This is a genomic window from Planotetraspora mira (genome assembly GCF_016863275.1).
GTDB lineage: Bacteria > Actinomycetota > Actinomycetes > Streptosporangiales > Streptosporangiaceae > Planotetraspora > Planotetraspora mira.
Map to the genome: position 1 here is coordinate 1 of NZ_BOOO01000036.1, position 12,208 is coordinate 12,208.

A 12,208-nucleotide genomic window follows, 5' to 3' on the forward strand; every position below is an offset into this window, starting at 1 on the left:
CGGTGCTGTCTTTGTGTCCTACCTCGGCTGATGCTTGACACTGCGGCCTCGGTTGATGGTTGACATGATCAATTCGGAGTCTGGCCGCGGGTACGACTCGCGGCAGATCCGGAAGCGAAGATCGCGACGACAGGATGCAGCGGGGGCAGGGCTACGGTGTTGGCCTCCGGGGTGTCGGGTTGGGCCAGCCGGAGCAGGCGTGCCCACGCCGGGCGACGACGGGTAGGAGTCGGCGGTGGAGATGGTCGAGCAGCTTCTTTCCCGGACGGATGCCGTCTATCAGCGGTGGTTGGCGTCGATCACCGATGACGTCGTCGCCGACGGGGTGGTCATGTTCTGCCTGGAATCCCTGCTGGAGCGCCACGCGACCTACGGGATCGGCGAGTGGCTCACGGGCTATCTCATGATCGGCCAAGAAGGCGATCGGGGATTGTTCCTCAGGTGCGACGGTGGCGGCGGCCCGGTGTTCCGGGCCGACCTGGGCGGCCTCGGCGAAGTCGACCTCGATGTTGTTGCTCCCGTGTTCGAGGTGTGGCTGCATTCCCGCTTCGCCCTGCCACCCGACCCGGAGCCGGAGCTGCCGCCAACCGCCGACGTCTATGTAGACAACGTTCCGGTCGATGCCGTTCAGCTGCTGGTACGAGTCAGGAAGCTGCTGGGTGTGGATTGGCGGTTCGGGGACCTTCGGGGCCTACTCGCCGCCCAACCGTTCCTAGCGGCGAGGTCAGCTCATCTGCGCGCGCTGCGTCGCGACCTGGAGCACGCTCCCGAGTTGCGGCCGTACGTGCACTACGCCAGCGACCATGGCCTGGAAGCAGTATGGTCGCCCGTCCGCCCAGGAAGCCGCTGACGTGACGGACGTCCTCGGCTCCACATCTGCCGGAAGCGTGGCCGTGGTGGGAGCGGCAGTTCATGTCGTGAGTGCACGCACATCGGCAAAGTCGCGTGTTGACTATTCGAAGATCAACGCGCGATCAGCGGCAGATCCGCGCACGTGATCTCGCAAGGGTATCTGCATACATCGTCTATCTGAGTGTTCGGTGTCGTGCGCGATAGCCGTGCGCATCGGCGGCGCGTGCCACGGCCTGTAAATTGTGCCGGTGACCGCACCCGAACCGGACGTCGTGGGCCAATCTGTCGCCCGCCCCGGTCTACCACTGCCACCGGCTGGGCGCCTGATGAAGGTTCGGTTGCGCTTGCAGGTCATGGGCCCGTTACGGGTATGGCGGGGTGATATCGAGGTCGATGCCGGCCCCCGGCAGCAGCAGGCTTTGCTGGCACTACTGCTGGCGCAGCACGGCCGGCCGGTCGGACTGGGCGAGCTCGTCGACCTGATCTGGGAGACGGACCCGCCGGCGACCGCGGTGAATATCATCCAAAAGTACATCGGTGCACTACGCCGGATGTTGGAACCCGACGTGGCGCCGCGGTCGTCTGGGTCGTACCTGGCCCGCCAGGGCAACGGCTACCGGCTGACGGCCGGTCCCGACGTGCTCGACCTGGCCGCCTTCGGCCGGTTCGTCACGGCGGCGAAAGCGGCGGCCGCCGCTGGGCGGACGGGTGAGGCGCTCGACCGGTACGGCGAGGCCCTGCAGCTGTGTCAGGGTCCGGCGGGCGGCGGCCTGGCGGACAACGCAGCGGCTGCGGCCGTCTTCGCCGGCATCGACGGCCAGTTCGTCGACGCGGCGGTCGATGCCGCCGGTATCGCGGTGGCCGAAGGCCGTCCGGGCGAGGTGCTCGCGCCGCTGCGACTGGCCGCGAGAATGTTCCCGCTCCACGAACCCGTGCACGCGGGTCTGATGGCGGCGCTCGCCGGCGCCGATCGCCAGGCCGAAGGGCTGGCGGTGTACCAGTCGATTCGTGAACGTCTCGCCGACGAGCTCGGTGTCGACCCGGGACGCGAGCTGCGCGAGGCGTACCTGCGGGTGCTGACCCCGATCGTGGTCACCCCAGCCGTGGTGCCGCCCACCGCGCCCACCGTTCTTGTCCCGGCCCAGCTGCCGCCCGATCTTCCGCTGTTCGTCGGACGCCGGGCGGAACTGGCGGTGCTCGACGACTTCGTGGCCGCGACGACCAACCGCACCGGTCCACTGGTGATCGCGATGGACGGCATGGGCGGCGTGGGCAAGTCGACGCTCGCCGCGCACTTCGCGCACCGCGTCGCCCGGAAGTTCACCGACGGCCAGCTCTACCTGGACCTGCAGGGCCACGAGGACGACAGTGAGGGCGTCCCGGCCGTCGAAGCCCTGCGCTCCCTGCTCTACGCACTGGGGTTGCGCGGTGCGGACGCCCCGGAGTCGCTGGAGGCGTTGGTGGGTACCTACCGCAGCCTCACGGCCGGGAAGCGGATCCTGGTGCTACTGGACAACGTCCGCGACCAGTCGCAGGTCCAGCCGCTGCTGCCGGGTTCGGCCGGAAGTCTGGTACTGGTCACCAGCCGCCTCCCGCAGGTAGGCCTGGCCGCCCTCGGAGGCGCCCGCCTCATCCGGCTCGACCTGCCCGACCGACAGGTCGCCCGCAAGATGCTCGAACGGCGGCTCGCACACACCGAACGTGTCACCGGCGGCGACGCCGAGTCCCTCGACGCGATCGTCGAGCTGTCCGGGCGGCTGCCACTGGCACTGGCGATCCTGGGCGCCCGGCTCAGCGCCCATCCGCGACTGTCGCTCGCGTCGGTCGTCGCGGAGTTGCGCGACGGCGCCCACCGGCTGGCGGCGTTCCCCGGCGGGCGGGGCGTGCGTGACCCGCGTACGACGTTCGCGTGGTCGTACCGCCAGCTGAGTCCCGACGCGGCCCGGCTGTTCCGGCTGCTGTCGGTCGCGCTGACCCCGGGCATCACGGCCGAGGCGGCCACGAGCCTGTCGGCGTGGGAGCCGCGACGCACCCGCGAGGCCCTCATGGAACTGGCGGAGGCCGCGCTGGTGACGGAGGACGACCACGGCCGGTTCACCTCACACGTCCTGGTCAAGGCGTACGCGGAAGAGCTGTTCCGGGAAACCGAACCGCCCGCCGAGCGGGCGGCGGCGGTCAGCCGGCTTCTGCAGCATTACCTGCACAGTGTCCTGAATGCCCAGTCCGAGCTGAAGAGCTACTTCCGGATCTCACCGCCGCCGCCTCCGCCGGACGGCGTTATCGCCGAGCGGCAGGGCTCACTGGACAACGCCTACGGCTGGTTCGACCGTCACCGCGACGTTCTGTTCGAGGCTGTCCACGTCTCGGCCGAGGGTGACCACGGTGTCGCCCCTTGGCGGCTGGCCCTGGCCATGCCGCAGTACCTGGAGAGTGCGGGCCTCATCCGCGACTGGGAAGACGTCGTCCGCTTGGCGCTGCGCGCCGCCCGCAAGCAAGGTGACGCGATCGGCGAGGCGCACCTGTGCCGCAGCCTCGCCGGTCCCCGCTGGTACTCCGGCGCGAACGACGACGCCCTCGACCTGCTGCGGACCGCGTTGCGGCACTACACCGAGCACGGCATGACCAAGGAGCAGAGCGCGGTGCGGAACAACCTCCAGGCGGTGTACACCTCGCTCGGCGACCACGAGGTGGCGCTGGAACACGCCCGGCAGGCGGTGACTCTGAGCCGGCTCAGCGGAGAGCGTCAAACCGAACTCAACGGCCTGATGCGCATAGGTCAGTCGCTCGCCGAGCTTAAGCGGTTCGAGGAGGCGGTACACGCGTTGCGGCAGGCGCTCGACATCTGCCGTGACCTCGACCAGTGGACCGAGGAAGCGTGGATCCGGCACATGCTCGCGCAGAGCCTCGCGGGCATGGGCCGAGTCGACGAGGCGATCGAGGAATACACCGCAGCGGTCCGGCTGGGCGGCGTGTTGGCGCAGGGACCGACGCAGGTCTATACGCTCCGGGATCTGTCGAAGCTTCTGCTGTCGACGGGTGACGTGGCCGGGGCGCGGCGGGCATTCGACCGCGCCGTCGAGCTGATGGGCACATTCCAGGACGGCGGACCCGAGCTCCTGCGAGCCGACCTCGGGCAGCTCGCAGAACTGCTCGCCCGGCACCGCTAGGACGCCGTCTCGGCGGCCGCCCGCTGGATGAAGGCCGCCATAACGTCCGGATGCGAGACGAACACCATGTGCGAGGCGCCCTCGACCACCCTCACCGTGGCGTTGGCCCGGGTAGCCATGAACTCCTGCGCCGCCGCCGGGTTCGCGACCAACGCACCGACGGCCTCCCCGCTGCCGGGGACGAAGGCCGCCACGTAGACCAGCGCCGTGACATGCTCGGTCCCCACGGCGGCCGTCGAAAGGACCGCGCCACCGTAGACCGGCCCGCTACGCCTTCACACGGACGAAGAGAACCAGGCCCTCCGCATACCGTTCGCCGTACGGCTCGATGAACGTCTCGGCCGTGTCCAACGCCGTCGTCCGAACCTTGGCATGATCACATGCACTACTTTCGGCAGAAGAGGAAGTGTCGCCAGTCTCGCCGTGATCATGTAAGGCATCAGGCGGTGTCGATGCGTCAAGCATCAGCCGAGGTAGGACAGCGGTGCTGTCTTTGGTGTCCCGTCCCGGAACGTGGGCAAATGCAATCCCGGTGCCTGATCAGGTAGGCCAACCGGGGGCCGAGACCAGTCACGAGGATCGCTAAAGTCGACCTCTCCGCCGGAGAACGTCATCTCGTTGAACGAGACTTTGCCGCCCGAGAACACCGCCTGGCTGAACGGGACCTCGCCGTTGGGGGAGCGGTGGCCATGGACCGCATCTTCAGGGAAGATCCGGAACCGTAGTCACTCAGTTTGTCACGCAGAAGGCCACCCCCGATCTTGGGGATGGCCTTCTTGCTGGTTGGAGAGTCGGGGCGACAGGATTTGAACCTGCGACTTCTTGCTCCCAAAGCATTGACCGTGATCCTGGGGTCTAGCGCTTGTCCTGTGAATCCCACATGTTCAGCGCACTGAAGGGCCAGCCCGGGCACCCCGGAAATCGACCAGTCGGGCACTCGCTCGGCAGTGATGTGAAAGCCGCAGAAGAAGAGGTCTACAAGGACCCGTAGGTTCTGCCTGGCTACGATCAAGAGTGCCGAGTCCCGCATCGTGCCCTTTTCGCCGTCACGCGACGCAGAACTCGTTGCCTTCTGGGTCGAGCATCACGATATGACCAAGCTGCTCACCGTAGGACTCCTCGCGGACAGCCGTTGCCCCGGCGGTGACCAGTTCGGCTACCTTCACACGGATGAGCTGCTCGCGCTCGGCCATGTCCCAGGGCGGCTCGCCCGCCACTCGGATGTCGATGTGCATCTTGTTCTTGGCTGTCTTGCCCTCCGGCACCCTGAGAAAGCCGATGGCAGGACCCAGGCCGTTCGGATCGACGATGGAGGCACCATCTGGATCGTCGTAACCCGGCTCACTCACATACCCGAGCGCGCTCGCCCAGAACGCCGCTATCCCCTGCGGGTCGGCTGCATCACAACCAAGCGTCCAATGTGTCGCCATGTCTGCAAGGTACCGCTGTGCACGCCTCGGCGATATGTGATCGATGAGATCACCGCCGGGACCATCCGCAACAATGCCGGCACCCGCTCCGCCGGGACGCGAGCGGGTGGCCGGCCGTGCGCGGATCAGGCGCCGAGCTTTTCGCGGCCGTGCGGGGCCTCCCAGTCGGCCTCGCGCGGCTCCACCTCGATGCGGACGGGGCCGTCGTTGAGGAACGAGGCGCCCTTGAAGTGGAAGGAGCCGAAGTCGGTGGTGTCCCGGAAGGCGGAGTGCTGGTAGAGGTCGCGGGCGTAGCCCCACAGGTGGGGGAAGGCCGTGAGCGGGCGCTCGCTGATCTTGCCGAGCGGGTTGTACCCGAGGTCGAAGCGGGCGAGCGTCACCCACAGCCGGACGTCCGACTCGGTGATGTGGTCGCCGAACAGGAACCGGCGGTCGGCCAGCCGGGCGTCGAGGTCGTCCAGTGTCGCGATCAAGTCGTGGCGGAACTCCTCGTAGTCCTCCTGCGTGGTCGCCCCGGCGACCCGGTAGGTGCCGTTGTTGACCTTCCGGTAGATCTCCTCGTTCAGCTCGTCGATCTGCGGGCGCAGGTGCTCCGGGTAGAGCCGGATGTCCGGGTCTCCCCACTGCTCGAACTGGGTGCCCAGGTCGATGGTGATGTCCGGGAAGTTGTTGCTGACGAGCCTGCCGGTCTGCCGGTCCCAGAGCGCCGGCACCGACAGGTGTCCCGGATAGCCCGGCTCGGTCGCGTCGTAGGCCTGTTCCAGGAACAGGAACCCGTTCACCGGGTCGGCCCCGCGGCGCTCGCGGAACGCCCATCCGCGGGCGTCGCGCTCGTCGTCGACGTAGGAGAGCGTCACCACCTCGTCGAGGCCTTTGAGCGACCGGACGATCGCCGTGCGCTGCGCCCATGGGCAGAACCAGCCGACGTAGAGGTGGTAGCGACCGGGCTCCGCCGGGTATCCGCTCGAGCCGTCGGCGGTGATCCGGTCCTGGAAGGGGTAACGCGGACGATTCCATCCCGAGGAGCTGTCGATCCGCCCCGGGCCGTACGGGCCATAGGTCTCGATGTCCACCGGGCTCGCGTATGCGGGGCTCTCCGCTGGTGCGGTCATGACGTCACCTTCCGGGCACTGGCCGGTCGTATCGGCTCGTTCTCATTAAACCTGTAATTCCTACCAGAGTAGTCTGGAAATTGAGATTCGCAACTGTGATGCTCCTCGAGCGGTGCCCGGGGTTCAAGCCTGGTCCAGTGAGCGCGACATGTGGGCGGCCGCGTCCACGAGCGCCCGGGTGATCCTGCCGGTCTGGGTGGAGGTGACGGCGGGTGTCGCCGACACCGACAGCGCCGCGACCGTGCCCACGTCGCCTGCCGTCACGGGAACCGCCAGGCAGACCACCCCCTGTCGCCATTCCTCGTGCGACGCGGCGACGCCTCCCTCGCGTACGGCCTGGAGTCGCTGAGCGAGCACGTTCACGTTCGTGATCGTGTACGGCGTCAGCCGGGCCGGCTCGGCGAGGGCCTTGTCGACCACCGTCTCGGGGGCGTCCGCGAGCAGCGCCCGGCCGGCAGCGGTGGCGTGCGCGGGCAGGCGGGAGCCGTACAGGACGGGGGAGCCCAACTCGTCGAGCACCATGGCGTGGTGCCCGTCGAGGACGAACAGCCGCGCCGCCGACCGGGTGACATCGTGGAGTTCGCGCAGGAAGGGCCGGCCGGTCGCGCGCAACCTGCGCAGGCAGGGGGTGAGCTCGCCGAGGGCCCACAACCGCGTGCCGACGCGGTAGGTCCCGTCGCGCTGCCGCTCGAGGCCGCCCCACAGGACCAGTTCCCTGGCCATCCGCAGCGCGGTCGGCAGCGGGAGGCCGGTCCGTTCGGCGATGTCCGACAGCCGCAACGACTCCGGCCCGTCCTGGAACGCGCCCAGGACCGACAGGAGTCTTCCGGCGACGGACATGTTCACGCCCTTTCAGTGGGTGAAAGTCGAGCCTTCCTACCAGTCACAACTCGCTGTCAGGTTGGAAATTCCGGGTTTTACCTAATTCCGATCCTGATCTAAGGGAATGCTCATGGACCTCTCGGCCGACGAACTCCTTTCCACCACCCGTGCCGTGCGCAAGCGCCTCGACCTCACCAGGACCGTGCCCCGGGCGCTGATCGAGGAATGCGTGGACCTCGCCGTGCAGGCCCCCACCGGCCGCAACCGCCAGCGCTGGCACTTCGTCGTCGTGACCGAGCCCGAGCGGCGGGCGGCCGTGGCCGAGGTCTTCCGGCGGGGCGTCGCCTCCGCCGAGGGCGCCCGGCCCGTCAACCCTCAGGACGTCAGGCGGATGTACGCCCATCCAGGGTCCATGGAGCGGATCGCCGAGGGCTTCACCCATCTCTACCAGGTCATCGACCGGGTCCCGGCTCTCGTGATTCCGTGCGTCGAGGGCCGCACGGACGGCGCGCCCGTGCTCGACCAGGCGATGACGTGGGGCTCGATCCTGCCCGCGGTGTGGAGCTTCATGCTGGCCGCCCGCGCCCGCGGGCTCGGGACGGTCTGGACCACGGGCCAGGCGCCACTCGAGCGGGACATGGCCGAGGTCCTCGGCGTTCCGTACGACGATGTGATGCTGGCCGCCTTCATCCCCCTGGCGTACACGATCGGCACGGATTTCCGCCCGGCCCGCCGTGTCCCACGTGAGGAGGTCCTGCACTGGGACCGGTGGTGAGGAGACCACCCCTATTTCCTGAAATATCCCGTTAATCGGGTGATGTAAGGATCTCCGGGGATCGTACGGAGAGGTCGGGCATGACGGCGCTGGATCATCGTTATCGCGGGGAGCATCCGGTCCGGACCCTCGCCTACCTGTTCAGCGAGGATCGGCGCGGCATCGCCGTTGCCGTCATCGCGTTCATGGTGAAGCACAGCCCGACCTGGACGCTTCCTCTGATCACCGCCAACGTGATCGACGTGCTGGTGGCACACCGGCCCGTCGTGGAGTTGTGGGCCAACACGGGCGTGCTGCTCTTCCTGCTGGTCCTCAACTATCCCGGCCATCTGCTCTATGTCCGCAACATGCACGGCGCCATCCGCCGGATGGGAACGCGGGTGCGGTCGGCGCTGTGCCGCCGCATGCAGGACCTGTCGATCGGCTATCACTCCAGGGTCAGCGCCGGAGTCCTGCAGACCAAGGTCATCCGCGACGTCGAGGTCGTCGAGCAGATGGCGCAGCAGGCGAGTGACGGCGGCCTGAGCGCACTCGCCATGCTCGTCGGCGGCCTCGGGGTGATCGCGTTCAAGGTGCCGCTCGCGCTGCCGGTCTTCCTCCTCGTCGTCCCGGCGGCCTCGGTCCTCGTCATGCGCATGCGCGGCCGGATGCGGTCCGACAACGAGAGCTTCCGCCAAGAGGTGGAGCGGCTCTCCTCACGCGTGAGCGAGATGACCGCGCTCATCCCGATCACCCGGGCGCACGGGCTGGAGCAGGACGCGCTGCACCGGGTCGACCGCACCCTGAGCAAGGTCCTGCGCACCGGCCTGCGTCTCGACCTGGTCAACGGCAGGTTCGGCTCGCTCGCCTGGATCATCCTCAACGTCCTGGGCGTCGGCTTCCTCGCCGGGTCGGCGCTGATCGCCTACTACGGCGTGCTGGCGATCACCCCGGGCGACGTGGTCATGCTCAGCACCTTCTTCGCCACCCTCACCTCGGCGGTCACCACCCTGATGAGCCTCACCCCCGTGATCGGCAAGGGCCTCGAGGCGGTCCGGTCGATCGGCGAGGTGCTGCAGGCGCCCGATCTGGAGCAGAACGCCGGCAAGCAGGAGGTCGACGGGATCACCGGGACGTTCGAGTTCCGCGACGTGACCTACGCCTACGAGCCGGGCCGCCCGGCGATCGACGGCCTCAGTCTCACCGTGGCGCTCGGCGAGACGATCGCGCTGGTGGGCGCGTCGGGCGCGGGCAAGTCCACCGTGCTCAACCTCGTCATCGGGTTCCTGCGGCCCACGTCGGGCGCCATCCTCCTGGACGGCAGGGACATGGAGACGCTCGACCTGCGGACCTACCGCCGGTTCCTCTCGGTGGTGCCCCAGGAGTCGATCCTGTTCGAGGGCAGCATCAGGGAGAACGTCACCTACGGCATGCGCGACGTGCCGGAGGAGACCGTGCGGCGGGCCCTGCGCGACGCCAACGCGCTGGAGTTCATCGACCGGCTTCCCGGCGGGCTGGACACGGTCGTCGGTGAGCGCGGCGCCCGGCTCTCGGGCGGCCAGAGGCAGCGCCTGGCCATCGCCCGCGCGCTCATCCGCGATCCGCGGGTGCTGATCCTGGACGAGGCCACCTCCGCGCTCGACTCGCATTCCGAGGCGCTGGTGCAGGAGGCGCTCGGCCGCCTGGTGACCGGCCGCACCGTCTTCGTGGTCGCGCACCGCCTGTCCACCATCCGGGGAGCGGACCGGATCGTGGTGATGGCGGACGGCCGGATCGTGGAGATCGGCTCGCACGAGGACCTGCTCCGCGGCGGGGGCGTCTACTCCGGGTTGCGGGCGCTGCAGGCCGGCTGAGCCTCGAGGAGGCGGCGGACGTCGCGGCGCGATCGCAGGCGGACGAACCGCAGGTGTGCGTGCTCCGCGGAGGCTGCGGCTCGCGTGTACCTGTCCCGGTACTCGCGGTGTTTCGTCCACGCCCACATCACGACCGACTCGTGCGGATCGAGTGTGGTCAGGTTGCGCCAGCGTTCCCTGTTGCCGTTCCACAACTCGGCCCGCGTGGCCGCCCTCCTCAGCGTGCGGATGACGACCTGCCACATGACGACCCGGCGTGGGGGGTCGACCCAGATCACCGTGTCGGCGCGGGCCCAGATCCGTTCGCGCACGGCGCTGTAGTTGCCGTCGATCACCCAGGCGTCGCGGGTGACCAGCGCGTCGATCCGGCGGCGGAACTCGTCGGCGGGCAGGGGCTCCCAGCCCGGCTGGTGATACAACGCGTCCAGCTCGACATGCGGCGCGCCCAGTTGCTCGGCCAGGCGGCGGGCCAGCGTCGTCTTGCCCGACCCGGAGTTGCCCACCACCGAGACCCTGCGCATCGTTCCCACGAACCGGAACCCTATAGTCGCCGGGCGCGCCGGGCGGTTATCGTGCGCGTACGGGCGACGTGAGGAGTTCACCGATGACAGTGCGTGACGGCGATTCGGACTCCGGCGTCGTCTGAACGGATGGGCGCCGGAGGGTAACCACCCTTCCCACCCATTGGAGCCTGTTTTGCGTGCCTCCGTCACGTATTTGATCATTCGCGGGATGGCGGCCTTCGCCGCCGGCTGCGCGTTCACCCTCAATCTGGTGTACCAGGCACAGGTCGCGGGTCTCGGGCCCCTTCAGCTCGTCATCGTCGGCACGACGCTGGAGGTCGTCTGCCTGGTCGCGCAGGTGCCGACGGGGGTGCTCGCAGACCTGCGCAGCCGCAGGCTGTCGGTCGTCGTCGGATACCTGCTGTTCGGGACCGGCGTGCTGATCGAAGGTCTGGCGCCCCATTTCGGGCCGATCCTGGTGGCCAACGCGGTCCTGGGCGTCGGCTGGACGTTCGTCGACGGCGCCCAGGACGCGTGGGTCGCCGACGAGGTCGGCCCCGGACGCGTGAGCCCCCTTCTCGTGCGCGGTGCGCAAGTCGACCAGGCGGCGACCGTGGCCGGCATCGGGGCGTCGGTCTGGCTGGCCGGGTTCGGGCTGAACGTCCCTCTCGTCGTGGGCGCCGTCGTCTGGCTGGTCCTCGGCCTCCTCCTCGCCGCCGCGATGCCCGAGCGGGGCTTCCGCCCGCAGGCCCGGCACGCCGCGTGGCGGGGGTCGATGCGGTCGATGCGGGACCAGGCCGGGCTTGCGGTCGCCGCGGCCCGCCGTAGCCGCCCGATGAAGCTCATGCTGGTCGCGGTGCTGTTGACCGCCTTCGCGAGCGAAGGCTTCGACCGGCTCGGGCAGGTCCACTTCATCCGGTCCTGGGGCACCGGGCCGTACTGGTTCGGAGTCATGGCCGTGGCGGCGATGGCGGGGGCGGCCGGCGTCACCGAACTGGTCCGCAGGCTGACCGACCTGACCGACCCGGCGCGTACGGCTCGCACACTGGCCGTCTTGCAGACGCTGGGCGCGGCGGCGACGGCCGTGTTCGCGCTGACCGGCGTGTTCTGGGTCGCCGCCCTCGCGTGGGCCGGGGCGAGCATGGCGCGGTCGGCGGCCGAGCCGGCGCGCGCGGCCTGGCTGGCCCGTCAGACGGAGCCCGCGAGCCGTGCGACGGTCTACTCGCTGTTCTCGCAGGCGGACGCCGCCGGAGAACTCGTGGGAGGCCCGCCTCTTGGCCTGCTCGCCCAACGCCTGTCGATCGGCGCGGCGCTCACCGGGTCGGCCGCGGTGCTCGGCCTCGCCGTGCCGTTCCTCACCGCCGCGGGCCGACGGCTACCAGTCCCCGGTCCACTCGGTGACGACCACGGTGTCGTCCAGCCGGCAGCGGAGCCGGAACGGCCCGGGGGGAACGCCGCCGCAGGTGAAGCGCCCGAGGGAGTCGGTCCTGACGGCGACGCGGCCGCCGCCGATTCCGGTGCCGGCCGCTGTGCCCGTCTCGACGATGATCTCAGCGGGTCGCGGCGGGACGAGCCGTCCCACGATGGTGGTGGCGGCGCCACTGTGCACGACCTCCACCTCGACGGTCGTCCCGCCGCATTCGTACGCGAGCAGGCGCGTCCCGCCTCCCGTCCGGACGAGCAGCGGCCCGGTGAGTGAGTCGAAGGTCAGCCGG

Annotated in this window: 10 protein-coding genes; 5 read left to right on the plus strand and 5 right to left on the minus strand. The window is 69.3% G+C overall.

Features of this window, described 5'->3' with window-relative positions; genetic code table 11:
- Positions 1–235: 235 nt before the first annotated feature.
- Together Pmi06nite_RS30080 and Pmi06nite_RS30085 are read left to right on the plus strand one after the other, a co-directional pair.
- Complete coding sequence (locus Pmi06nite_RS30080; protein WP_203956537.1) at positions 236–850, plus strand: hypothetical protein; 615 nt, start codon at positions 236–238, stop codon at positions 848–850.
- A 421-nt stretch (positions 851–1,271) separates the two neighbouring features.
- Complete coding sequence (locus Pmi06nite_RS30085; protein ID WP_203956538.1) at positions 1,272–4,019, plus strand: AfsR/SARP family transcriptional regulator; 2,748 nt, start codon at positions 1,272–1,274, stop codon at positions 4,017–4,019.
- Here the strand turns inward: Pmi06nite_RS30085 and Pmi06nite_RS30090 are convergent.
- The 4 genes from Pmi06nite_RS30090 to Pmi06nite_RS30105 form a co-directional block, all read right to left on the minus strand.
- Positions 4,016–4,246: an alpha/beta fold hydrolase gene (locus Pmi06nite_RS30090; protein WP_203956539.1), complete on the minus strand. Its 231-nt coding sequence runs from the start codon at positions 4,244–4,246 to the stop codon at positions 4,016–4,018. The two genes, Pmi06nite_RS30085 and Pmi06nite_RS30090, sit on opposite strands and share 4 nt — an antisense overlap.
- An 819-nt stretch (positions 4,247–5,065) precedes the next feature.
- The gene (locus Pmi06nite_RS30095; protein ID WP_203956540.1) at positions 5,066–5,449 is read right to left on the minus strand and encodes a VOC family protein; all 384 of its coding nucleotides are present in this window, start codon (positions 5,447–5,449) and stop codon (positions 5,066–5,068) included.
- A gap of 125 nt (positions 5,450–5,574) precedes the next feature.
- On the minus strand, positions 5,575–6,561 hold the full coding sequence (locus tag Pmi06nite_RS30100; protein ID WP_203956541.1) for a glutathione S-transferase C-terminal domain-containing protein: 987 nt from the start codon (positions 6,559–6,561) through the stop codon (positions 5,575–5,577).
- Positions 6,562–6,684: 123 nt separating this feature from the next.
- Positions 6,685–7,401 carry an IclR family transcriptional regulator gene (locus tag Pmi06nite_RS30105; protein ID WP_203956542.1) on the minus strand — a complete coding sequence of 239 codons (717 nt, stop codon included), beginning with the start codon at positions 7,399–7,401 and terminating at the stop codon, positions 6,685–6,687.
- Positions 7,402–7,513: 112 nt separating this feature from the next.
- Here Pmi06nite_RS30105 and Pmi06nite_RS30110 point away from each other — a divergent pair, with 112 nt between their 5' ends.
- Both Pmi06nite_RS30110 and Pmi06nite_RS30115 read left to right on the plus strand, forming a co-directional pair.
- The gene (locus Pmi06nite_RS30110; RefSeq protein WP_239114294.1) at positions 7,514–8,158 is read left to right on the plus strand and encodes a nitroreductase family protein; all 645 of its coding nucleotides are present in this window, start codon (positions 7,514–7,516) and stop codon (positions 8,156–8,158) included.
- An 80-nt stretch (positions 8,159–8,238) separates the two neighbouring features.
- Positions 8,239–9,990, plus strand: a complete 1,752-nt coding sequence (locus Pmi06nite_RS30115) for an ABC transporter ATP-binding protein (RefSeq protein WP_203956544.1) — start codon at positions 8,239–8,241, stop codon at positions 9,988–9,990.
- Here Pmi06nite_RS30115 and Pmi06nite_RS30120 read toward each other — a convergent pair.
- Positions 9,957–10,511, minus strand: coding sequence for an AAA family ATPase (locus Pmi06nite_RS30120; protein WP_239114324.1), 555 nt, complete (start codon positions 10,509–10,511; stop codon positions 9,957–9,959). The genes Pmi06nite_RS30115 and Pmi06nite_RS30120 overlap by 34 nt on opposite strands.
- A 211-nt stretch (positions 10,512–10,722) precedes the next feature.
- On the opposite strand from Pmi06nite_RS30120, the gene Pmi06nite_RS30125 reads away from it, so the two are divergent.
- A complete protein-coding gene (locus Pmi06nite_RS30125; RefSeq protein ID WP_203956546.1) occupies positions 10,723–12,192 on the plus strand; it encodes an MFS transporter in 1,470 nt (489 codons plus the stop codon).
- Positions 12,193–12,208 lie beyond the last annotated feature (16 nt).

Coding starts and splice junctions, on each gene's coding strand:
- Pmi06nite_RS30095 (WP_203956540.1), bottom strand. CDS start 5,449: ATGGCGACACATTGGACGCTTGGTTGTGATGCAGCCGACCCGCAGGGG.
- Pmi06nite_RS30100 (WP_203956541.1), bottom strand. CDS start 6,561: ATGACCGCACCAGCGGAGAGCCCCGCATACGCGAGCCCGGTGGACATC.
- Pmi06nite_RS30105 (WP_203956542.1), bottom strand. CDS start 7,401: ATGTCCGTCGCCGGAAGACTCCTGTCGGTCCTGGGCGCGTTCCAGGAC.
- Pmi06nite_RS30110 (WP_239114294.1), top strand. CDS start 7,514: ATGGACCTCTCGGCCGACGAACTCCTTTCCACCACCCGTGCCGTGCGC.
- Pmi06nite_RS30115 (WP_203956544.1), top strand. CDS start 8,239: ATGACGGCGCTGGATCATCGTTATCGCGGGGAGCATCCGGTCCGGACC.
- Pmi06nite_RS30120 (WP_239114324.1), bottom strand. CDS start 10,511: ATGCGCAGGGTCTCGGTGGTGGGCAACTCCGGGTCGGGCAAGACGACG.
- Pmi06nite_RS30125 (WP_203956546.1), top strand. CDS start 10,723: ATGGCGGCCTTCGCCGCCGGCTGCGCGTTCACCCTCAATCTGGTGTAC.